The sequence below is a fragment of the Pseudomonas sp. IT-93MI4 genome (assembly GCF_949767635.1).
Classification (GTDB): domain Bacteria; phylum Pseudomonadota; class Gammaproteobacteria; order Pseudomonadales; family Pseudomonadaceae; genus Aquipseudomonas; species Aquipseudomonas putida_A.
Genome location: NZ_CATKPP010000022.1, coordinates 69,103 through 90,035, shown reverse-complemented (window position 1 = coordinate 90,035; position 20,933 = coordinate 69,103). Strand labels below are relative to the sequence as shown.

Here is a 20,933-nt window from a genome sequence, read left to right as displayed (position 1 = left end):
AGGACGCGCCAATTACTGTGGTGAGGGGATTTATCCCCGATGGGCTGCGAAGCGGCCCCAAAACCGACGGTCTCGGTGAGTCAGGTATACCGAGTGCATAGACTTTGCGACTGCTGCGCAGCCGATCGGGGATAAATCCCCTCGCCACGAGTAAGTTGTCGTCAAGTAGAAAGCGTCAGAGCTTGGCCTTCACCGCAGGCAACGCATCCTTGCCATCCACGGTCTTCACCCCCTCCAGCCACTTGTCCAGCACCGCCGGATTGGCCTTGATCCACGCCTTCACCGCATCGGCATTGCTGACTTTCTTGTTCACCACCTCAGCCATGATGCTGTTCTCCATGTCCTGGGTGAACGCCAGGTTGGTCAGCAACTTGCCCACATTCGGGCAGGCCTCGGCGTAGCCTTTGCGCGTCAGGGTGTAGACGCTGCCGGTGTCGCCGAAATACTTCTCGCCGCCCTTGAGGTAATGCATCTTCAGCTGCACGTTCATCGGGTGCGGGGTCCAGCCGAGGAAGGTGACGAATTTCTGCTTCTTCACTGCCCGCGACACTTCGGCGAGCATCGCCTGTTCGCTGGATTCGATCAGCTTCCACTGGCCGAGGTCGAAGTCGTTCTTCTTGATGATTTCCTGCAGCGAGATGTTCGCCGGTGCACCGGAGCCGATGCCGTAGATCTTCTTGTCGAATTTGTCTGCGTATTTGTTCAGGTCGGCAAAGTTATGCACACCGGCATCCCACACGTAGTCGGGCACCGCCAGGGTGAACTCGGTGCCGTCGAGGTTCTTCGCCAGTTGGGTGACGTCACCGGTGGCGACGAATTTGTCGTAGAAGCCTTGCTGCGCCGGCATCCAGTTACCAAGGAACACATCCACCTGACCGTCCTTCAAACCGCCGAAGGTGATCGGCACCGCGAGGGTGTCGACCTTGGCCTTGTAGCCCATGCCGTCCAGCAGAAACCCGGTGATGGCGTTGGTCGCGGCGATGTCGCTCCAGCCCGGGTCGGCCATTTTCACCGTTTCGCAGCTTTGCTCGGCAAATGCCGAGGCGCTGGCCAGAGCCAGCAGGCCAATCGTCAGTGCTGTGGATAACTTGCGCATGGACTTCCCCTTACATTATTGATTTTGGCAGGGTTGTGGATAACGGGCCTTGCGCTCCAGATCGTCGAGGTCGATGTGGTTGCGCATGTACTGCTGACTGGCGTCCACCAGCGGCTGGTGATCCCAGCTCTTCAGCTTGCCGATGGTCAGGGCATCGGCAACAAATCGGCGACGGCGCTGGCTGGCGAGCACCTCGCGGTGGATCGCCGGAATGTCCCACTTGGCCCGCGCTTCGGCGAGAAATTCGTCGAACAGCTGGCGATGTTGCGGCGACTGGCTGAGTTCTTCGAGTTCACGCGGATCGTTGTGCACGTCGAAGAGTAGGCACGGATCGCTTTCACTGTAGATAAATTTGTAGGCGCCGCGACGGATCATCATCAGCGGGCTAACCGTGCCTTCGGCCATGTATTCGCCGAACACTTCGTCATGACCGCCCTGCCCTTGCAGGTGTGATAACAGCGAACGGCCATCCAGCGGCAGACCCGGCTCCAGCGTGCCGCCGGCCAGTTCGACGAAGGTTGGCAACAGGTCGGCGGTGGACACTGCCGCGCTAACCCGGCCGGCAGCGAACTGCCCCGGCGCACTGATCAACAGCGGCACCCGCGCAGCCATCTCGAACCAGTGCATTTTGTACCAGAGGCCCTTCTCTCCCAGCATGTCACCGTGGTCGCCGGAGAACACGATGATGGTGTCATCGATCAGCCCGGTATCTTCGAGGGTTTGCAGAAGTTTGCCGACGTTGGCGTCGATATAGCTGCACGCGCCGAAGTAGGCACGCCGTGCATCGCGAATCTTATCCACAGGCAGCGGCTTGTCCCACAGGTCATAGACCTTGAACAGGCGCTGCGAGTGTGGATCGAGGGAATGTTGATCCGGGGTGCTCGGCAACGGGATGTCACCGTCGTCGTACAAATCCCAGAACGCCTTGGGAATCGTGTATGGGTCGTGTGGGTGCGTCATCGATACGGTCAGGCAGAACGGCTGATCGCCGTCCTCGCGAATGTGATCGAACAGGTATTGCTGGGCCTTGAACACCACCTCTTCATCGAAGTCGAGCTGGTTGGTGCGCACGCACGGCCCGGCCTGCAGCACCGACGACATGTTGTGATACCAGCTCGGGCGCACGTCCGGCTCGTCCCAGTTCACCGCCCAGCCGTAGTCGGCCGGGTAGATGTCGCTGGTCAGGCGCTCTTCATAACCGTGCAACTGATCCGGGCCGCAGAAATGCATCTTGCCCGACAGCGCGGTGCGGTAACCGAGGCGACGCAGGTAGTGGGCGTAGGTCGGAATATCGGCAGGGAAATCGGCGGCGTTGTCGTAGGCGCCGATCTTGCTCGGTAACTGGCCGCTGACCAGAGTGAAACGCGACGGCGCGCACAGCGGACTGTTGCAGTAAGCGGCATCGAACACCACGCCCTGAGCGGCGAGGCGCGAAAGATTCGGCAGTTTGATCGGCGACGGGCCGTAGATTGGCAACATTGGCGCGGCCATTTGATCGGCCATGATGAAAAGAATGTTCTTGCGCTTCATGTGATCGCGGCATTCCATAGTGAATATTTATGCGACATTGCTGCGATCGAGCATGGAGTCCATGCCCCGTCCGGTAAAGCCTGCGCCGGACAATGACTAGGATAAGCACAGCTTATGTATGACGCCCTCGGCAATCTGTCCCTCGACCTGTTGCGCGCATTCGAAGCGGCGGCGCGCCATCGCAGCTTTACCGCCGCCGCGGTGGAGCTGGGCACCACGCAACCGGCGATCAGCCAGCAGATCAAGCGTCTGGAAGAACAACTGGGCGCACGGCTGTTTGACCGGATATACCGCGGCATTGAACTGACCGAGGGCGGGGCGATTCTTTTCGAGCAGATTAAGCTCGGTTTGCAGCATATCGACGCAGGGTTGAGCGCGATCAGTACGCAACAGCAACATGAAGTATTGCAAGTCGCCACCGATTTCGCTTTCGCCGCCTACTGGCTGATGCCGCGCCTGCACCGCTTTCATGAAGCCAACCCGAACGTCGATGTCAGCCTGGTCACCAGCGAGCGCAACCACAACATGCTACGCACCGACATCGACGTGGCGGTGCTGTTTGGTGACGGCCGATTTAAACAGGGCGAGAGCCATTGGCTGTTCAGCGAAGAAGTGTTTCCAGTGTGCAGCCCGCAACTGCTCAAGGGCCGCACCCTGCCCTTGCCTGCTCAGACGTTGCTGGAGTTTCCATTGCTGCACTTGCGCGGGGAAAACAGCAGCAACTGGTTTGACTGGAGCGGTCTGTTTCGCGAACTGGGCATCAACACGCCGCCGGCGCCGGGGCAATTGCGTTTCGACAATTACACGCTGCTGATTCAAGCGGCGATTGGCGGCCAGGGTGTGGCCATCGGCTGGCGGCACCTTGTGGATAACTTGCTGACCCAGGGCTTGCTCTGTCGGCCTGTCGCCGAGACCACGTTGTCGCGCCTGGGTTATTACGTGGTGTTGCCGCAACGCAAACGCCGGGGGGCGTTGATTCAACAGTTTGTCGACTGGTTGATGGCCGAGCAGGCGAGCAGTGCCGAGTCCCTCGCCGGAGTGGCATTGCCGTCGATTGCGGTTTGAACATCAAAAACAACTCCCTGTAGGAGCTGCCGCAGGCTGCGATCTTTTACGTACCCGACGTCGCGACAAAATTCACATGCTGCCCCACATGCAGGTTCAGCCGCAGCTCATCGGCAATCCCCACCGCAACCCGGTTCAGCCGTTCCAGCGGCTCCGCCAGCCCCGGCTCGAGATTGCCGCCCACCTGACTGAAATGCTCAATGGTCAGCCCCGCCACCCCGTGCGGCGCATTCACCAGTGTCCACTGCAATGGGCTGCTTTGCAGGGCTTCGCGGATTTCTTCGGCGGCGTGGCGTTGCAGCCCGTCGTCCAGATCTGGCTCGTCGAGCACGGCAAAATTCCCCACCAGAAACAACCGTGACACGTTGGCCGCTTGCAAGCCGTCGACTAGCGCATCGACCGCTAAAACCTGTTCCACCGGGCCGAGCACCACGGACCTTTCCACATGGTCGCTGTTGAACGGCAGACCCGGTGCGTCCAACAAGCAGATCACTGCCGAGCTGCCCGCTACGCTCTGCTTGACCCGCTCGGCATCGAACAGATCGCCGCTTTTGGTGCGCAGGCCCGGACGTGGTGCGAGTACGTTCAAATCGTCGAGAATCGCGATGACTTCGTGCTGCCGTCGCAGCAATTCAGCCATCAACGCACCGCCCAGGCTGGCCATGGCACCATAGAGCACCACTTTCACCGTCGGGGTTTCGGCATTTTTCATGGCTGATTCCTTTTTGTTGTCCCTCGTATGGCGTGTGACACACAGCCTGCGCCGAGGGTTCGAACCGATTCAGAGGCTTTCAGATGCACGCAATCAATGGCTATCACGCCCACGTCTATTTCGACGCTGACTCAATTGATCAGGCGCGCGCTTTGTGTGAACAGGCGGCGCAGTTGTTTCCTCTGAAGATGGGGCGCGTCCATGAGCGCCCGGTCGGCCCGCATCCAGACTGGAGCTGCCAGTTGGCTTTCGGCCCGGAGCTGATCGGTGAGGTGTTGCCGTGGCTGGCGCTCAATCGCAAGGGGCTGGTGGTGTTTTTGCACCCCGACACTGGCGATGATTTGCTCGATCACACCGAGCACGCGATTTGGATGGGCGCGATGCGGCCGCTGGATCTGTCTATTTTCTGATCAAAGAGTTTCTTCGGGCTCGCCCGGCAGATGCTCGTCCAGATGCAGCCAGGGCAATTGGCTGTCCGTCCAGATGTGCCGCTCGGCCGGCGCCCGCTCCGGGTGATCCAGCGTGGCGATGGTCACATCGATGCTCTCAGGGCTGAGCAATGTCACCAGCGCCAGTTGCGCGCCACAGTGCGAACAGAAATACCGCGCGCAACTGCTCGACGAGTCATAGCGCGATGGCGTGCCACTCAGCCACTGGAAGCTGGCCGCCGGAACCGTGATCCACGTGGTAACGATCCCACCGCCGACCTTGCGGCAGATCGAGCAGTGGCAGTGGGCAATGTCCTGCAATGGCCCGCTGAACTGATAGCGGATGTGTCCGCAGTGGCAGCCACCGCTGTGCACTTCTTCCATGTCCCTGCCCTCCCGTCCCCGAAATGATTGACTCTAGCCGCATCCGACAGCCGGTTGGCCATTCGCCTGAAGCTTTCGTCAGCGAAAGGTAGCTGAAAGGTTGCCCGATTAGGATCGCCGCCACTACCGGCAACAGACCGGTTGGCCAACGCGTGTGATCGCTCGCATGTCAGGCCCAATTAACAACAACAATGGTGATTCTGATGTCCTCTGTAGCCCGCCTTCTCGCTGAAACTCCGCCCGTACGTCTCGTGCTTCCCGTTCTGCGCTGATCCCTTCCGATCCGCTCACTCAATTAGCCGCGCTACGTCTGGAGTAATCCCATGCTGACTTTCCTTGGCTTCGCCATGGTCATCACGTTCATGTTCCTGATCATGACCAAGCGCCTGTCTGCGCTGATCGCCCTGATCATCATCCCGATCCTGTTCGCCCTGTTCGGTGGTTTCGCGCCGAAGATCGGCCCGATGATGCTCGAAGGCATTACCAAGCTTGCGCCGACCGGCGTGATGCTGATGTTCGCCATTCTGTATTTCGCCCTGATGATCGACTCCGGCCTGTTCGACCCGGCCGTGCGCAAGATCCTCAAACTGGTCAAGGGCGACCCGTTGAAAGTTTCGGTCGGTACCGCCGTGCTGGCGCTCGTCGTTTCCCTCGATGGTGACGGCGCGACCACTTACATGATCTGCGTGGCCGCCATGCTGCCGCTGTACAGCCGCATCGGCATGAGCCCGCGGATCATGGCCGGTCTGATCATCCTCGCCGGTGGCGTGATGAACATGACCCCGTGGGGTGGCCCGACCGCCCGTGCCGCCAGTGCGCTGCATGTCGACCCGTCGGACATCTTCGTGCCGATGATCCCGGCGATGGCCGCCGGTGTGGTGGCGATCCTGATCATTGCCTACTTCTACGGCAAACGTGAGCGTGCGCGTCTGGGCGAGCTGCACCTGATCGGCGACGAGATTGATCACAGTGAAATCAGCGTCTCGCAGTTCCCCGATGCTCGCCGTCCGAAGCTGATCTGGTTCAACGGCCTGCTGACCCTGGCGCTGATGTGCACCCTGATCGGGGGCCTGCTGCCGCTGCCGGTGTTGTTCATGGTGGCGTTCAGCATCGCGATGATCGTCAACTACCCATGCCTGCAAATGCAGAAGGACCGGGTTGCGGCCCACGCCGGCAGCGTGCTGTCGGTGGTCAGTCTGATTTTCGCTGCGGGTATCTTCACCGGTATCCTGTCCGGAACCGGCATGGTCGACGCCATGTCGAAAAGCCTGCTGGCAGTGATTCCGGACTTCCTCGGCCCGTACCTGGCGGTGATCACGGCGCTGGTGAGCATGCCGTTCACATTCTTCATGTCGAACGACGCGTTCTACTACGGCGTATTGCCGGTGCTCTCCGAAGCGGCCAGCCATTACGGCATCACCGCAGTGGAAATGGCCCGTGCCTCGATCGTCGGTCAGCCCGTCCACTTGCTCAGCCCGCTGGTGCCGTCGACGTACCTGCTGGTGGCGCTGGCCGGTATCGAGTTCGGTGACCACCAGCGTTTCACCCTGAAGTGGGCAGTGCTGGTCTGCCTGTGCATACTGGTGGCCGCCTTGCTGCTGGGGACGTTCCCGCTGTTCAGCACGTTGTAACGGCATTCACTCACCATGACGCCAGCTGCTTGCTGGCGTCATGGTTTAACACTCGCTCAAAGGAATACACATGGATTGGCTGACCAACCCCGAAATCTGGGTTGCCTTCTTTACCCTGACCGCCCTGGAAATCGTTCTGGGCATCGATAACATCATCATGATTTCGATCCTGGTCAGCCGCATGCCCAAGCACATGCAGCAGCGCACGCGGATCTTCGGCCTGGGCCTGGCGATGATCACGCGGATCCTGTTGCTGCTGTCGATCACCTGGGTCATGCGCCTCACCGCCGACCTGTTCGTGGTGTTCGGCCAGGGCATTTCAGGCCGCGACCTGATTCTGTTCTTCGGTGGCCTGTTCCTGCTGTGGAAGAGCTCGCAGGAGATGTACCACGCGCTGGAAGGCGAAGACGAAACAGGCGACGAGCCTTCGGGCAAGGGCGGCAACTTCCTCTACACCATCATCCAGATCGCGATCATCGACATCGTGTTCTCGCTGGACTCGGTAATCACCGCCGTCGGCATGGTCTCCCATGTGCCGGTGATGGTCGCGGCAATCGTCGTCGCCGTGCTGGTGATGATGGCGGCCTCGGGCAAGATCAGCGAATTCATCGACAAGCACCCATCGCTGAAGATGCTGGCCCTGTCGTTCCTGCTGGTGGTCGGTACCGTACTGATCGCCGAGTCGTTCGACGTGCACGTACCGAAAGGCTACGTCTACTTCGCCATGGCGTTCTCGCTGGCGGTGGAAGCGATCAACATCAAACTGCGCGGCGCGATGGCCAAGAAGAAACAGCAGCAGGATCCGGTGAAACTGCGCAAGGACGTGCCGGGGCAGTAACCCGGTAGTCCAGCAACACGCAACACCCCTTGTGGGAGCGGGCTTGCTCGCGAAGGCGGCGTGTCAGTCGACGATGATGTTGGCTGACCCAGCGCTTTCGCGAGCAAGCCCGCTCCCACAGTTGTTTAGGGCTACTGAAGAATCCGGGGCAGCGGTAATACCTGTAGGCGTGAGCCTGCTCGCGATAGCGGTCCGTCAGTCAGCAACGATGTTGAAGCTGGTCGCCCTATCGCGAGCAGGCTCACTCCTACAGGGGACCGCGTTGATTTCAGATGAGGTGGATGAACCTGGTTTCATGACACTTTTGTTTCAATCCGCACTTTAGCTGTGCAATGCTGGCGCCCAGTCCGTTAGCCAACTACAGCTTAAGTATCAAAACGTAGAAACCGCGCGGTACCGTCAACTTGCCCCTTTGGGGCGCTGCTACTACAGGGGGTCTGCATGCTCACCCTGCTCAATTTGCTGTCTGCCGTGGCCCTGCTGATCTGGGGCACGCACATCGTCCGAACCGGCATCCTGCGGGTGTACGGCACCAATCTGCGCCATGTGATCGGCCAGAACATGTCCAAACGCTGGCTCGCGTTCGTCGCCGGTATCGTCGTGACTGCGATGGTGCAGAGCAGCAACGCCACGGCCATGCTCGTCACCTCCTTCGTTGGTCAGGGCTTGATGGCGCTGACCCCGGCGCTGGCGACCATGCTTGGCGCCGACGTCGGTACCGCGCTGATGGCGCGGGTGCTGACGTTCGACCTGTCGTGGCTGTCGCCGCTGCTGATTTTCCTCGGAGTGATTTTCTTTCTGTCGCGCAAACAGACGCGGCTCGGGCAGATGGGCCGGGTCAGCATCGGTCTGGGGCTGATCATTCTCGCGCTGCAACTGATCGTCGAGGCCGCCGCACCGATTACCCACGCCCAAGGGGTGAAGGTGATCTTTGCTTCGCTGACCGGCGACATCCTCCTCGACGCCTTGGTCGGCGCGCTGTTCGCGATGATTTCCTACTCCAGCCTCGCCGCCGTGCTGCTGACCGCGACGCTGGCCGGCGCCAGCGTGATCAGCCTGCCGGTGGCGATCGGTCTGGTGATCGGCGCCAACATCGGCAGCGGCGTGCTGGCGTTCATGAGCACCAGCATGCAGAACGCCGCCGGGCGGCAAGTGGCGCTGGGCAGCCTGCTGTACAAACTGATCGGCCTGCTGCTGATCATCCCGGTGCTTGACCCGCTGGTGCACTGGATGGACGGCCTGGATTTCAGCCCGCAGGAAATGGTCATCGGCTTCCACTTGCTCTACAACACCGCGCGCTGCCTGATCCTGCTGCCCAGCGTCGCGCCTATGGCACGCCTGTGCGCCTGGCTGCTGCCGGAGCGCCCGGAGGTCAACGGCACCGCCAAGCCGCGGCATCTCGATGCGACGGCGCTGGTCACCCCGAGCCTGGCGCTGGCCAACGCCGCCCGCGAGACCCTGCGCATGGGCGACCTGATCGACAACATGCTCGACGCGATGCTCGATGTACTGCGTGGCAAGCAGACCGCCATCACCCAGGAAATGCGCCGACTGACCGATGACGTCGAAGCGCTGTACAGCGCGATCAAACTGTATCTGGCGCAAATGCCCCGCGAGGATCTCGGCGAACAGGACAGTCGGCGCTGGGCAGAGACCATCGAATTGGCGATCAACCTGAAACTGGCCAGCGACCTGATCGAACGCATGCTGCGCAAAGTGCAGCAGCAGAAGACTTCACAGCGTCGTTCGTTTTCCGAAGAAGGCCTGGAGGATCTGGCCGGGCTGCATCAGCAACTGATCGCCAACCTGCGCCTGGGCCTGTCAGTGTTCCTCAGCGGCGACAAGGAAAGCGCCCGTCAGCTGTTGCGCGAGAAACGTCGCTTTCGCGCACAGGAACGGCGTCTGGCCCATGCCCATGTCAGCCGTTTGCAACGTAAGATCGTGCAGAGTCTGGAAACCAGTTCGCTGCATCTGGAGCTGATTGCGGATATGAAGCGCTTGAATTCGCTGTTTTGCAGCAGTGCTTACGTGGTGCTGGAAACGGCCGATACCGGGGCGCTGGAAGCGGATGATATTGCCGACATTACGCATTCGCCTTGAACGTCTGGGGCTGGGGTCAGTCAGTAACATTGATTCAGCCGCAAGATATTCGCGAGCAGGCTCGCTCCCACAGGGAATGAATTTCAAGGTGGGAGCGAGCCTGCTCGCGAAAGCGGCCTGAATAGCGACACGGATCTCCAAATCAGCCGTATGGAAGCCTGTTATGCGTTGCCTGTTGTTCGCCTGTCTGTTGCTCGGTTCCCTGCCCGTCTTCGCCGTTGATCGCTTTCAGGTCGAAGGCTACGCGCTGCCCAACGGTTTGCAGCTGTTGCTCAAGCCCGGCACCGAGCGCGGGCATGTGGCGATTCGTCTGGTGGTGGGCGTCGGTCTCGACGATTTCGACTGCGATGAAAAAGAGCTGCCGCACCTGCTTGAGCACCTGCTGTTCAGCGGCGTCGATGCCACCGGCGAAGGCGGCCTCGAGGAGCGCATGCAGGCGCTGGGCGGTGAGTGGAACGCGTTCACCAGCAACGCCGACACCACGTTCGTCATCGAAGCCCCGGCAAAGAATCAGCGCAAGGTCCTCGACCTGTTGCTCGACCTTTTGACCCAGACCCGCATCGACGACAACGCGATCAACGCTGCCAAGCGCGTAGTCGAGCGCGAGGACGGCGGCCACTACACCCGCCTGCAACGCTTTCTCGACCGTCAGGATCTGGGCCACACCGCGAGCAATCAACTGGCGGTTGAGCTTGGCCTGAAATGCCCGCAACGGGCCGAGGTCGGTCACCTGACCCAGAAGCAACTGGAGAAGGTGCGCAAGACCTGGTACGCGCCGAACAACATGACCCTGATCGTCGTCGGTGAGCTCGACAAACTGCTGCCGGCCTATCTGGAACGCACCTGGGGCGCGCTCGAAGCGGTGGACCCGGCGGAGCACCGTGAGCTGCCGGACATCCGCACCAGCGCCGCCCATGAACGCACCCTCACCCGTGGCTTCATCGGCGACAGCGCCAAGTTGCACTGGCTGGTGCCGGAGCCGATGCTCGACGATCAGTACGACGAGACCTTCGACATCCTCAAGGACTACCTCGACTGGGCGCTGTACCGGCAGATTCGCCTGAATCACGGCCTGTCCTACGGGCCATGGGCCGAGCGCGAAGTGTTTGGCGGGGTCGGCTTCATGAGCCTCAACGCTGACGTGGATCGCGATGACCTCGCCGAAGCCCAACAGGTGCTGGAAGACCTCAAGGCCGACCTGCTGAAAAACGGCCTCGACCCGGACACCTTCGCCCGGATCAAACAAGCCGCCATCGCCCATCAGGCCTGGGCGGTACAGGGCAACAGTGCCATGGCGGATTACTACTGGAGCGCGCTGGGTGATTACGAGGACGGGCGCTTTGCCAACCCGGCCCGAGAGCTGCAAGGCGTGACGCTGGAGACGGCGAACAAGGCCATGCGTGAATTGCTGTTGCAGCCGGGATATCTGCGGATCGAGAAGCCGTTGCTCAGTGATGATGAAGTGTTGTGGCTGATTGCCGGTGGCCTGGGCGTGGTCTTGCTGGTGCTGATTGGCTGGCGGTTGCACCGTCGTAAGCCAGCCAAACACTGAACCTGTGGGAGCGGGCTTGCTCGCGAATGCGGTGTGTCATTCAGCAATGATGTCGACTGACACGGCCCCTTCGCGAGCAAGCCCGCTCCCACAGGGATCTGTGGTGATTTTACTGATCGGGAGCCTCGCCACGTCGCCCGGCGGACGGTACTCTGTCGAGGTTTTTTCCTACTCAGTCGTGAACCGCCACCATGCAGAAAATCCCCCTCCTGATCCAGCGCATTCTCGAGCTGATGAAGCGCTATCCCGGGGTGATTGCGCTTGGCGGTTTCATCTCCGGGGTCGGCAGTTTCATTCTGGTCGATCGCCAACAGGGACTGGCGAGCTGGATCACCATCATCATGCTGCTGAGCTGGATCTGGCTGATGCTGGAAAACACCCTGACCGGCCTGTTCACGCGCATCTTCAAGCGGGAGATCCCCCAGCCGCTGCTGCGTTACGCGACGCAGATGATCCATCAGGAAAGCCTGTTTTTCGTCCTGCCGTTCTTCTTCATCACCACCACCTGGAACAGCGGTCAACTGATCTTCACCGGCCTGCTGTGCATCGCCGCGCTGATCTCGATTGTCGATCCGCTCTACTACAAATGGCTGGCGCCACGGCGCTGGGCGTTTCTCGCGTTGCACACCCTGACCCTGTTTGCCGCCCTGCTCACCGCGTTGCCGGTGATCATGCACCTGACCACCGCGCAGAGTTTCAAATGGGCGCTGGGCACGGCGGTGGTGTTGTCGTTCCCGAGTCTGGCGTCGATCTTCCCGATCCGTACCGTGCGCAACGCGCTGGCGATTCTGTGCATCACGTTCGGCATCGGCGCGGTCGGCTGGACCCTGCGCTCGTGGGTGCCGCCGGCGACGTTGTGGATGACCGATGTGGCGATCAGCACTCAGTTGCAGGATCGCACCCCGGGCGACAGCCTCGAACAGGTCAGCGCCGAGCAGATCCGCAACGGCGGCCTCTACGCCTACACCGCGATCAACGCGCCGCGCGGGCTGGATGAGCGGATCTACCATGTGTGGCAGTTCGACGGCAAAGAGGTCGACCGCATCGCCCTCGATATCCACGGCGGGCGCAAGGAAGGTTACCGGGCGTGGACGCACAAGCAGAACTTCCCCGGCAACCCGGCGGGCAAGTGGCAGGTGCGGGTGCTGACTGAAGACGGTCAGGTGATCGGCGTGTTGCGTTTCGAAGTGACAGACAGCACAGCGATCAAAGAAAAGTAATCCGGTTCGTGCTATTACGTTAGTTCGCTTAATAGCCGGACAAGCACGGAGCTTATGATCAGCAGCTCAATGAGCGGTAATGCCCAACTGGACACGTCAATCAGCCCTGCCCGCCTGCGGGTTTCCGGGGACTGGACGCTTGCCCATTACGCCGACCTCAAGCACCTGACCGAAAAACTGACCGGCCAGTACGACGCCAATACCGTGGTCGACCTCAACAGCCTCGGTGCCCTCGACACTGCGGGCGCTTCATTGCTGGTGGAGCTGCTCGGTTCCGAGCGCCTCGGCAAATCCGCCGAACACCCCGACTGCACGATTTCCCAGGCTGACCGCGCACTGCTGCAAACGGTGTATCGCTCGCTGACCGACTTCTGCGTGCCGATCAAAGAGCCGGAAGTCAGTGTCAGCGTGCAACTGCTGACCCGCATCGGGCGCGCGGTGGAAACAGTCTGGCAGGACACCCTGCAAGTGCTGGGTTTCATCGGCCTGATCCTCGAAACCATCGCCCGCAACCTGTTGCGCCCCAAGCGCTGGCGCATCACCCCCGTCGTCGCCCACATCGAACAGACCGGCCTCGACGCCGCGCCGATCGTGGCGCTGCTGACTTTTCTGGTCGGCGCGGTGGTGGCGTTTCTCGGCGCCACGGTGCTGGCCAGTTTCGGCGCGACGATCTTTACCGTTGATCTGGTGGGCTTCTCCTTCCTGCGTGAGTTCGGTGTGCTGCTCACGGCGATCCTGATGGCCGGGCGCACCGCCAGCGCGTTCACCGCGCAGATCGGTTCGATGAAGGCCAACGAGGAGATCGACGCGATCCGCACCCTCGGCCTCGACCCGATGGAGCTGCTGGTGGTGCCGCGCGTGTTGGCGATGCTGGTGGCGCTGCCGATGCTGACGTTTCTGGCGATGCTCTGCGGGATCATCGGCGGTGGCGTGGTGTGCGCGGTGTCGCTGGGGATTTCGCCGGCGATGTTTCTCTCGCTGCTGCAGAGCGACATCGGTATTCAGCACTTTCTGGTCGGCCTGGTGAAAGCGCCGATCTTTGCCTTCCTGATCGCCACGATCGGTTGCCTGGAAGGCTTCAAGGTCAGCGGCAGCGCCGAATCGGTCGGTGCGCACACCACGTCAGCCGTGGTGCAGTCGATTTTCGTGGTGATCGTGCTCGATGCGGTGGCTGCGCTGTTCTTCATGGAGATGGGCTGGTGAGTCGTCTACCCCGCGCGCCCTCGGAGGCGGTGATCGAAGTCCGTGGCCTGTGCAATCGCTTTGGCAGCCAGAGCGTGCACGAGAATCTCGATCTGGATTTGTACAAGGGCGAAATCCTCGCCGTGGTCGGCGGCTCCGGCAGCGGTAAATCGGTGCTGTTGCGCAGCATTGTTGGCCTGCGCCGGCCCAGCGAAGGCAACGTGAAGGTGTTCGGGCAGAATCTGCCGAGCCTGTCCGAGCATGAGCGTTCGCTGGTCGAGCGGCGTTTCGGTGTGTTGTTTCAGAAAGGCGCGTTGTTCTCTTCGCTGACGGTGACCGAAAACGTCGCCCTGCCGCTGATCGAACATGCCGGCCTGAGCCGCAACGACGCCGAGCATCTGGCGGCGGTGAAGCTGGCACTGGCCGGGCTGCCGCTGTCGGCGGCGGACAAATACCCGGCTTCGCTGTCCGGCGGGATGATCAAGCGCGCTGCGCTGGCGCGGGCTCTGGCGCTGGACCCGGACATCCTGTTTCTCGACGAACCCACCGCCGGCCTCGATCCGATTGGCGCGGCGCAGTTCGATCAACTGATCCTGACCCTGCGCGATGCGCTGGGCCTGAGTGTGTTTCTGGTGACCCACGACCTCGACACGCTCTACACCATCACCGACCGGGTGGCGGTGCTGGCGCAGAAGAAGGTGCTGGTGGCCGGCCCTATCGATGTGGTGTCGGAAACCGATGACGCGTGGATTCACGAATACTTCCACGGCCCGCGTGGCCGCTCGGCGCTGGACGCCGCCAAATTGCTCAACGAGGTCTGACATGGAAACCCGAGCCCATCATGTGTTGATCGGCCTGTTCTCGGTGATAGTGGTGGCAGGCGCCCTGCTCTTCGGCCTGTGGCTGGCCAAGTCCAGCGTCGACAGCGAGTTCAAGGATTATGAAGTGGTCTTCAACGAGGCGGTCAGCGGCCTGTCCAAGGGCAGCCCGGTGCAGTACAGCGGGATCAAGGTTGGTGACGTGGTCAGCCTGCGTCTCGACCCGAAAGACCCACGCCGAGTGCTGGCGCGGATTCGTCTGGGCGGTGACACCCCGGTCAAGGAAGACACCCAGGCCAAACTGGCGCTGGCCGGGATCACCGGCACTTCGATCATCCAGCTCAGCGGCGGCACTCCAGAAAGTCCGAAGCTGCGTGGGCATGACGGCGAGCTGCCGACCATCGTCGCGGCGCCCTCGCCGATTTCCCGCCTGCTCAACGACAGCAACGACCTGATGACCGGCATCACCGCGCTGCTGAGCAACGCTAACCAGATGTTCTCCCCGGAGAACGTCGAGCGCGTCAGCAACACTCTGGCGCATCTGGAGCAGACCACCGGTTCGATCAACGATCAGCGCGGCGACCTGCGCCAGGCCATGCAGCAACTGGCGAGCGTCGGCAAGCAGGCCGGCAGCATGCTCGAACAAACCTCGGCGTTGATGCGCAACGCCAACGGCCTGCTCAACGATCAGGGCAAGCAGGCGCTGGGCAGTGCCGAGCAGGCGATGAAGTCGCTGGAGCAAAGCAGCGCCACCATCAACGGCCTGCTGAGCAAGAATCAGAACTCCCTCGACAACGGTATGCAGGGCCTCAATGGCCTGGCGCCGGCGATCCGCGAACTGCGCGAAACCCTGACTTCGCTGCGCGGCATTTCCCAACGCCTTGAGGCCAACCCCAGCGGCTACTTGCTGGGCAGTGACAAGAACAAGGAATTCACCCCATGAAGCTGATTCACTTCGCTCTCCTCGCCAGCCTCGCTTTGACCAGTGCCTGCTCGATCCTGCCCAAGGCCGAACCTTCGGACGTCTATCGCCTGCCCGCCACACAAGTGCCCGCCTCGGCCAGCTCAGCGGCGACGCAGCACTGGTCGCTGCGCCTGAACAAACTGCAGGCCAGCGAAGCGCTGAACCGGCCGAACATTGCGGTGATTCCACAGGGCGACGTGATCAGCAGCTACAAGGCGTCGCGCTGGAGCGATCCGGCGCCGGTGCTGGTGCGTAATCGGCTGCTGGATGGTTTTGCCCGGGATGGGCGGGTGACGCTGCTCAGCACCGATGACAGCAACTTCGCTGCGGATCTGGAACTGGGCGGCAGCTTGCAGGCGTTTCAGACTGAGTATCAGGGCAATCAGGCCAGCGTTGTGGTGCGCGTCGATGCGCTGCTGGTGCGCGGCTATGACCAGAAGATTCTCGCCAGCCGCCGCTTCGAAGAGCGCCAGCCATTGAATGATGTACAGGTGCCGGCGGTGGTCGCGGGGTTTGGACAGGCCAGTGATCGGCTGACGGCCAAGGTTGTCGCCTGGGCTGTTCAGCAAGGCCAGCAATTCACCCAACAACCCAGACCTTAAACCTTATACATAACCCCTGTGGGAGCGGGCTTGCTCGCGAAGGCGGTGTGTCAGTCAATATACAGGTCGACTGACCCGCCGCTTTCGCGAGCAAGCCCGCTCCCACAATGGGGATTCGTGGTTAACCGAAGAACCAGTAGCAAACGCCGATGGCGCCGAGTACGCCGGCCAATTCAGCCAGCAGCGCGCATCCAACGGCGTGCCTTGCGCGTTGAATCCCCACCGCTCCGAAATACACCGCCAGCACATAGAACGTGGTCTCGGTGCTGCCCTGAATCGTCGCCGCCACCAGTGACGGGAAGCTGTCGACGCCGGAGGTCTTCATGGTCTCGATCAGCATCGCCCGTGCGGCGCTGCCGGAAAACGGTTTGACCATCGCCGTCGGCAACGCATCGACAAAACGCGTATCCCACCCGGCCCACTGCACCAGATGCCGAATGCCATCCAGACCAAAGTCCAGCGCGCCCGAGGCACGCAGCACGCCAATCGCGCAGAGCATCGCCACCAGATACGGCAGCAGGTTCTTGGCGACGTCGAAGCCCTCCTTCGCGCCCTCGACGAACGCTTCGTAAACCTTGACCTTGCGTAACGCGCCGATCACCAGGAACAGCATGATCAGGCCGAACAGCGTCAGGTTGCCAAGGATCGACGACAGCCCGGCCAGTGCCGTGGCCGACATCGTCGCCAGCAGCGCCATGAAGCCGCCGAGGATCAGTGCGCCGGGAATCAGATAGGCCAGCACCACCGGGTCCCAGATGCGCAGGCGCTGCATGAACGCCACCGAGAGGAAGCCGACGATGGTCGAGCAACTGGTCGCCAGCAGAATCGGCAGAAACACCAGAGTCGGGTCTGGTGCGCCTTGCTGGGCGCGGTACATGAAGATTGTCACCGGCAACAGGGTCAGCGACGAGGCGTTGAGCACCAGGAACAGGATCTGCGCGTTGCTGGCGATGGTCGCGCTGGGGTTGAGCTCCTGCAGCGCCTTCATGGCCTTGAGGCCGATCGGCGTGGCGGCGTTGTCCAGGCCCAGGCCGTTGGCGGCGAAGTTCAGGGTAATCAGACCGAGCGCCGGGTGCCCGGCCGGAACTTCCGGCATCAGCCGCAGGAACAGCGGCCCGAGCACCTTGGCCAGCCACTCGACGATCCCGGCCTTCTCGGCGATGCGCAGAAAGCCCAGCCACAGGGTCAGCGTGCCGAACAGCAGCACCATGACCTCGACCGAGAGTTTGGCCATGGCGAAAATGCTTTCCACCATCGCCGCGAAAATCCCGGCGTTGCCACCGACCAGCCACTGCACCAGCGCAGATATTGCTGCCACGACGAAGAAGCCAAGCCACAGGCCATTAAGCATCAGTCAAATCCCCCGGAAGATGCGGCGAATGATAGCGGGGTCGCCAGAAACGACAAACCCCGGATTTCTCCGGGGTTCGTGTGTGCCTCATTTGTGGCTTGGCTCAAATCCCCTGTGGGAGCGAGCCTGCTCGCGAAAGCGTCCTGTCAGTCCATCAATGCTTAATGACATACCGCCTTCGCGAGCAGGCTCGCTCCCACAAAAAAGCCGATCTCCACAGGTTTCAGCTATCAGTTCTTGGAAATCTCGCCAGCCGGCAGTTTTTCCTTGCTGCGCCAGTGCGGCAGGGAGTTCCAGTAGCGCTCGCCTTTGGCGTCGTCGTACATGCCTTCCCAGCGCGCGATAACCAGCACTGCCAAGGCGTTGCCGATCACGTTCAGTGCGGTACGCGCCATGTCCATGATGCGGTCGACACCGGCGATGAACGCCAGGCCTTCCAGCGGGATACCCACACTGCCCAGCGTCGCCAGCAGCACCACGAAGGACACGCCCGGTACGCCGGCGATGCCTTTGGAGGTGACCATCAGGGTCAGCACCAGCAGCAATTGCTGGCTGATCGACAGATCGATGCCGTACAGCTGGGCAATGAAGATCGCGGCGATCGACTGGTACAGGGTCGAACCGTCGAGGTTGAACGAATAGCCGGTCGGTACCACGAAGCTGCAGATGGCTTTCGGTGCGCCGTAGGCTTCCATCTTCTCGATCACCCGTGGCAGTACGGTTTCCGAGGAGGCGGTGGAGTAAGCCAGGACCAGCTCATCCTTGAAGATGCGCATCAGCTTGATCACCGAGAAGCCGAACAGCTTGGCGATCAGGCCCAGCACCACGAAGGCGAAGAAGGCGATGGCGACGTAAACCAGGATCACCAGTTTGGCCAGCGGCAGCAGCGAGGCGAAGCCGAAGTTGGCCACGGTCACCGCGATCAGGGCGAACACACCGATCGGCGCGTAGTTCATGATCATGTGGGTGACTTTGAACATGCTTTCCGAGACGCCCTGGAACATCTTCACCAGCGGCTCGCGCAGGTCCGACTGCAGGCTCGACAGACCGAGACCGAACAGCACAGAGAAGAAGATGATCGGCAGCATTTCGCCGCGGGCCATGGCCGCGAAGATGTTCGACGGAATCAGGTTGAGGATGGTCTCGATGAACGCGTGTTCATGCTGCACTTCGGCGGCGGTTGCCTGGTACTTGGAGATGTCCACCGTGCCCAGGGTGCTCATGTCGATGCCGGCGCCCGGGTGGAACACGTTCGCCAGCACCAGACCGACAAGGATCGCGATGGTGGTGACGATTTCGAAATAGATGATGGTCTTCAGGCCGATACGCCCGAGTTTCTTGGCGTCGCCCACGCCGGCGATGCCGACGATCAGAGAGGAGATGACGATCGGGATCACGATCATCTTGATCAGACGGATAAAGATATCGCCTGCCGGTTGCAGGACGTTGCTGATCCACCAGGCTTTTTCGGCACTGAAGTGGTTGAGCAACGCACCAATTGCAATCCCTAAAACCAGACCGATGAGGATCTGCCAGGCGAGGCTGAGTTTTGCCTTCTTCATTATCTTTACCCTTACTTGCGTTTGACTCAGGCACATGCAGGAACTGGAACGCTCTGTCAGCGGAAAAGTCTGTGCATCTGCCTCCGTATAAGGTGCCCCGAAGCGCGTATTTACGGCTCTTCGGCAGGCGAAAAAAGGCGCAACTATTCCGATGCAAGGTTGCGCCGTCTAATGCCGTAAACGCCTACCCTATGCCGAATCGGCATGAGCTTTTTTAATTGAAACTGGCGTCCCAACCGGTTCGATTACGACATTTCAGCCGGCATAAGTGCCGTGAACCGGCCATTGCAGCGTAGATTGGTTATTTTTTAAACGAGAAATTTCGACGGAAATCTTAAGAAAAAGCCTACGTTTGCAGACTAGATGTCCCATTGTTTAAAGGGACTCTTTCTCGATATACGGTCGCCAGGAAACACCGCGTAATGTTTTCGCGCGCAGTGTGAGGCATAAAAAGATGAGCAGGACGCTCTGGATCAATGTTTTTGCATCAGACAAAGCTCAGCGCAAGTCCGTCGAACCACTGAGGGTCGGCGAACCTGCGTCGCAGCTTTTACCCTGACCCGGCCCTCGCGCAGGCACTCCCTGTACCCGTAGGTCACTCCGACCCTGCAACAGTCAGAACGTCCCGGCCCCTTGGTCATGCGCCAGCCTTCCTCGGGTAGGCGCAATAAAGGGCAGCGAGGCGCTGCCCTCATGTTCGAATCAATACCACTTCGGGTCTTTCTTCAGCGTTTCCATCAACAGGTTCTGCATACCCTCATCCGGTTTGCCGAGGAAGCGGTAGGTGGCATGTCGCGTTGGCGACTTGTCGGCCGGCAGTCCTTCGGGCACGTCGACGAGCATGGCGTACGCGTCTTTCTTGTCGAAGCTGAAAGCCACGATCAAGCGGTGGTTGAGGCACTTGTCTGCGGATTCGCAGAGCGGGCCGACCAGATACTTGTCGCCGTCTTCAGTCACGGCATTCATCTGCTGGTCTGGCGTACCGGACAGGTTCATCACCCATTCCGGCAGGCGTTCTTCGTGCTTCACAACGCCTTGCCAGGTTTCGCGGTATTGCGGGTCGGAGCTGAGCAGCTCGTTGACCCGCGCCTGGCCATCATTGGCCGCCATCGCCATGGCACTACCGCCCATAAGCAGGGCGGCTGCCAGTGTCTTCAAAGCAATCATCGTTAACCTCGGCCGCGACGGCCAAAGAAGAAGGAAGCGATGAACATCACCAGGAACACGACAAAGAGAATCTTGGCGATACCCGTGGCGGTGCCCGCGATACCACCGAAGCCCAGTACGGCGGCGATGATGGCAATGATCAAGAATGTAATTGCCCAGCTCAACATGGTGATTCTCCTTACTTCTCTATTTAGGGATATTGCGTGTTCCGGCGCGATGCGCCTGAATTCTTCGGTTCGTCAGAAAACCCAGCGCTCTTCACGTGGCAGTTGATCCAGCGGCTGTGGCTGATCGACATCCATCATGCGCATCGAGGCGCTTTCGGTCTGACTGCTGCTGACGGCGCTGAAGTGTGTCTGCGTGCTGTATTGAATCGAGATCAGCGGCTCAGGCTTCTGGCTGTTTTCCCAGCTCAGGTATTGCTGGCAGGCGATCAGAGTGATCAACAGCGCAAGTACGCCAAACAGGCCTTGCTGGATATGCAGTGGCGAGATACGCACTTGGGCGGCACGTTGGCGAGTCATCCTGGGTTCCTCACTCTTATTCGGTTGGGGCAGTGGAACCTGCCCGGGCTGAATGAGGTATTGCAGGCTGCATGCCAGTTTTTTATTTGAAAAATATTCAATAAAATCAATGGTTTGTGAGTGAGTGAAATTCAGCGACGGACGCATCCTGCACGATGGGTCATCTACGGTCGTGCGAAATGCATGATTATTTCGTAGGAGATTTCA

General features: G+C 60.7%; 20 protein-coding genes and 1 pseudogene. 11 read left to right on the top strand and 10 right to left on the bottom strand.

The features are described from left to right. Positions 1-175: 175 nt before the first annotated feature. Positions 176-1,096 carry a choline ABC transporter substrate-binding protein gene (choX, locus tag ACM6I7_RS12225; protein WP_414888653.1) on the bottom strand — a complete coding sequence of 307 codons (921 nt, stop codon included), beginning with the start codon at positions 1,094-1,096 and terminating at the stop codon, positions 176-178. A gap of 15 nt (positions 1,097-1,111) precedes the next feature. Then, entirely contained in the window at positions 1,112-2,626 is a 1,515-nt protein-coding gene (gene betC / locus ACM6I7_RS12220; protein WP_414888652.1) for a choline-sulfatase, read from the bottom strand. 114 nt (positions 2,627-2,740) lie between these two features. Here betC and ACM6I7_RS12215 point away from each other — a divergent pair, with 114 nt between their 5' ends. Beyond that, positions 2,741-3,691 carry a choline sulfate utilization transcriptional regulator gene (locus ACM6I7_RS12215; protein WP_097090213.1) on the top strand — a complete coding sequence of 317 codons (951 nt, stop codon included), beginning with the start codon at positions 2,741-2,743 and terminating at the stop codon, positions 3,689-3,691. 46 nt (positions 3,692-3,737) lie between these two features. Here the strand turns inward: ACM6I7_RS12215 and ACM6I7_RS12210 are convergent, their stop codons facing one another. Next, complete coding sequence (locus tag ACM6I7_RS12210; RefSeq protein ID WP_096797622.1) at positions 3,738-4,403, bottom strand: NAD(P)-dependent oxidoreductase; 666 nt, start codon at positions 4,401-4,403, stop codon at positions 3,738-3,740. An 83-nt stretch (positions 4,404-4,486) separates the two neighbouring features. On the opposite strand from ACM6I7_RS12210, the gene ACM6I7_RS12205 reads away from it, so the two are divergent. After that, on the top strand, positions 4,487-4,813 hold the full coding sequence (locus tag ACM6I7_RS12205; protein WP_098966448.1) for a DOPA 4,5-dioxygenase family protein: 327 nt from the start codon (positions 4,487-4,489) through the stop codon (positions 4,811-4,813). Here ACM6I7_RS12205 and ACM6I7_RS12200 read toward each other — a convergent pair whose 3' ends face one another. Next, positions 4,814-5,215 (bottom strand): GFA family protein, encoded by a 402-nt coding sequence (locus ACM6I7_RS12200; RefSeq protein ID WP_414888651.1) that lies wholly within the window; start codon positions 5,213-5,215, stop codon positions 4,814-4,816. A gap of 323 nt (positions 5,216-5,538) precedes the next feature. Between ACM6I7_RS12200 and ACM6I7_RS12195 the strand changes: the two genes are divergently transcribed. The 4 genes from ACM6I7_RS12195 (at position 5,539) to ACM6I7_RS12180 (ending at position 11,336) form a co-directional block, all read left to right on the top strand. Beyond that, the gene (locus ACM6I7_RS12195; RefSeq protein ID WP_414888650.1) at positions 5,539-6,846 is read left to right on the top strand and encodes a CitMHS family transporter; all 1,308 of its coding nucleotides are present in this window, start codon (positions 5,539-5,541) and stop codon (positions 6,844-6,846) included. 70 nt (positions 6,847-6,916) lie between these two features. Next, positions 6,917-7,684, top strand: a complete 768-nt coding sequence (locus tag ACM6I7_RS12190; RefSeq protein ID WP_115986464.1) for a TerC family protein — start codon at positions 6,917-6,919, stop codon at positions 7,682-7,684. A 441-nt stretch (positions 7,685-8,125) separates the two neighbouring features. Continuing rightward, a complete protein-coding gene (locus ACM6I7_RS12185; RefSeq protein WP_027610257.1) occupies positions 8,126-9,784 on the top strand; it encodes a Na/Pi cotransporter family protein in 1,659 nt (552 codons plus the stop codon). Positions 9,785-9,947: 163 nt separating this feature from the next. Continuing rightward, positions 9,948-11,336 (top strand): M16 family metallopeptidase, encoded by a 1,389-nt coding sequence (locus ACM6I7_RS12180; protein ID WP_336839469.1) that lies wholly within the window; start codon positions 9,948-9,950, stop codon positions 11,334-11,336. Here the strand turns inward: ACM6I7_RS12180 and ACM6I7_RS12175 are convergent. Next, positions 11,336-11,434, bottom strand: a pseudogene (locus ACM6I7_RS12175) (metal ABC transporter ATP-binding protein); the annotation flags it as partial. The gene ACM6I7_RS12180 and the pseudogene ACM6I7_RS12175 overlap by 1 nt on opposite strands. Before the next feature lie 93 nt (positions 11,435-11,527). Between ACM6I7_RS12175 and ACM6I7_RS12170 the strand changes: the two are divergent. From ACM6I7_RS12170 to ACM6I7_RS12150, 5 genes are read left to right on the top strand one after another with little or no spacing between them, the layout of a single operon-like run. Then, a complete protein-coding gene (locus tag ACM6I7_RS12170) occupies positions 11,528-12,556 on the top strand; it encodes a DUF5924 family protein (RefSeq protein ID WP_096797617.1) in 1,029 nt (342 codons plus the stop codon). A 54-nt stretch (positions 12,557-12,610) separates the two neighbouring features. After that, on the top strand, positions 12,611-13,759 hold the full coding sequence (locus ACM6I7_RS12165; protein ID WP_096797616.1) for an ABC transporter permease: 1,149 nt from the start codon (positions 12,611-12,613) through the stop codon (positions 13,757-13,759). Then, complete coding sequence (locus tag ACM6I7_RS12160; protein ID WP_041073657.1) at positions 13,756-14,559, top strand: ABC transporter ATP-binding protein; 804 nt, start codon at positions 13,756-13,758, stop codon at positions 14,557-14,559. The genes ACM6I7_RS12165 and ACM6I7_RS12160 overlap by 4 nt, the downstream gene beginning before the upstream one ends. A 1-nt stretch (position 14,560) precedes the next feature. Next, positions 14,561-15,499, top strand: a complete 939-nt coding sequence (locus tag ACM6I7_RS12155; protein WP_103367991.1) for an MlaD family protein — start codon at positions 14,561-14,563, stop codon at positions 15,497-15,499. Further along, positions 15,496-16,122, top strand: coding sequence for an ABC-type transport auxiliary lipoprotein family protein (locus tag ACM6I7_RS12150; RefSeq protein WP_096797614.1), 627 nt, complete (start codon positions 15,496-15,498; stop codon positions 16,120-16,122). The genes ACM6I7_RS12155 and ACM6I7_RS12150 overlap by 4 nt, the downstream gene beginning before the upstream one ends. Positions 16,123-16,243: 121 nt before the next feature. Here the strand turns inward: ACM6I7_RS12150 and ACM6I7_RS12145 are convergent, their stop codons facing one another. The 5 genes from ACM6I7_RS12145 to ACM6I7_RS12125 all read right to left on the bottom strand — a co-directional run bounded on the left by ACM6I7_RS12145 (position 16,244) and on the right by ACM6I7_RS12125 (position 20,726). Beyond that, the gene (locus ACM6I7_RS12145; RefSeq protein WP_025112290.1) at positions 16,244-17,473 is read right to left on the bottom strand and encodes a nucleoside recognition domain-containing protein; all 1,230 of its coding nucleotides are present in this window, start codon (positions 17,471-17,473) and stop codon (positions 16,244-16,246) included. 230 nt (positions 17,474-17,703) lie between these two features. Next, a complete protein-coding gene (gltP, locus tag ACM6I7_RS12140) occupies positions 17,704-19,035 on the bottom strand; it encodes a glutamate/aspartate:proton symporter GltP (RefSeq protein WP_027610250.1) in 1,332 nt (443 codons plus the stop codon). Positions 19,036-19,737: 702 nt separating this feature from the next. Further along, positions 19,738-20,202 carry an inhibitor of vertebrate lysozyme family protein gene (locus ACM6I7_RS12135; protein ID WP_096797612.1) on the bottom strand — a complete coding sequence of 155 codons (465 nt, stop codon included), beginning with the start codon at positions 20,200-20,202 and terminating at the stop codon, positions 19,738-19,740. A 2-nt stretch (positions 20,203-20,204) separates the two neighbouring features. Beyond that, positions 20,205-20,369 carry a DUF1328 domain-containing protein gene (locus ACM6I7_RS12130; protein WP_003177151.1) on the bottom strand — a complete coding sequence of 55 codons (165 nt, stop codon included), beginning with the start codon at positions 20,367-20,369 and terminating at the stop codon, positions 20,205-20,207. A 72-nt stretch (positions 20,370-20,441) separates the two neighbouring features. Beyond that, entirely contained in the window at positions 20,442-20,726 is a 285-nt protein-coding gene (locus tag ACM6I7_RS12125; RefSeq protein ID WP_414888649.1) for a hypothetical protein, read from the bottom strand. Positions 20,727-20,933: the final 207 nt, after the last annotated feature.

Bases quoted from the DNA above. Each gene is read 5' to 3' on its own strand.
- ACM6I7_RS12165 (WP_096797616.1), top strand. From the start codon at position 12,611: ATGATCAGCAGCTCAATGAGCGGTAATGCCCAACTGGACACGTCAATC.
- betC (WP_414888652.1), bottom strand. From the start codon at position 2,626: ATGAAGCGCAAGAACATTCTTTTCATCATGGCCGATCAAATGGCCGCG.
- ACM6I7_RS12200 (WP_414888651.1), bottom strand. From the start codon at position 5,215: ATGGAAGAAGTGCACAGCGGTGGCTGCCACTGCGGACACATCCGCTAT.
- ACM6I7_RS12205 (WP_098966448.1), top strand. From the start codon at position 4,487: ATGCACGCAATCAATGGCTATCACGCCCACGTCTATTTCGACGCTGAC.
- ACM6I7_RS12190 (WP_115986464.1), top strand. From the start codon at position 6,917: ATGGATTGGCTGACCAACCCCGAAATCTGGGTTGCCTTCTTTACCCTG.
- ACM6I7_RS12145 (WP_025112290.1), bottom strand. From the start codon at position 17,473: ATGCTTAATGGCCTGTGGCTTGGCTTCTTCGTCGTGGCAGCAATATCT.
- ACM6I7_RS12195 (WP_414888650.1), top strand. From the start codon at position 5,539: ATGCTGACTTTCCTTGGCTTCGCCATGGTCATCACGTTCATGTTCCTG.
- choX (WP_414888653.1), bottom strand. From the start codon at position 1,096: ATGCGCAAGTTATCCACAGCACTGACGATTGGCCTGCTGGCTCTGGCC.
- ACM6I7_RS12130 (WP_003177151.1), bottom strand. From the start codon at position 20,369: ATGTTGAGCTGGGCAATTACATTCTTGATCATTGCCATCATCGCCGCC.
- ACM6I7_RS12150 (WP_096797614.1), top strand. From the start codon at position 15,496: ATGAAGCTGATTCACTTCGCTCTCCTCGCCAGCCTCGCTTTGACCAGT.
- ACM6I7_RS12210 (WP_096797622.1), bottom strand. From the start codon at position 4,403: ATGAAAAATGCCGAAACCCCGACGGTGAAAGTGGTGCTCTATGGTGCC.
- ACM6I7_RS12180 (WP_336839469.1), top strand. From the start codon at position 9,948: ATGCGTTGCCTGTTGTTCGCCTGTCTGTTGCTCGGTTCCCTGCCCGTC.
- ACM6I7_RS12125 (WP_414888649.1), bottom strand. From the start codon at position 20,726: ATGACTCGCCAACGTGCCGCCCAAGTGCGTATCTCGCCACTGCATATC.
- ACM6I7_RS12135 (WP_096797612.1), bottom strand. From the start codon at position 20,202: ATGATTGCTTTGAAGACACTGGCAGCCGCCCTGCTTATGGGCGGTAGT.
- ACM6I7_RS12185 (WP_027610257.1), top strand. From the start codon at position 8,126: ATGCTCACCCTGCTCAATTTGCTGTCTGCCGTGGCCCTGCTGATCTGG.
- ACM6I7_RS12170 (WP_096797617.1), top strand. From the start codon at position 11,528: ATGCAGAAAATCCCCCTCCTGATCCAGCGCATTCTCGAGCTGATGAAG.
- ACM6I7_RS12215 (WP_097090213.1), top strand. From the start codon at position 2,741: ATGTATGACGCCCTCGGCAATCTGTCCCTCGACCTGTTGCGCGCATTC.
- gltP (WP_027610250.1), bottom strand. From the start codon at position 19,035: ATGAAGAAGGCAAAACTCAGCCTCGCCTGGCAGATCCTCATCGGTCTG.
- ACM6I7_RS12155 (WP_103367991.1), top strand. From the start codon at position 14,561: ATGGAAACCCGAGCCCATCATGTGTTGATCGGCCTGTTCTCGGTGATA.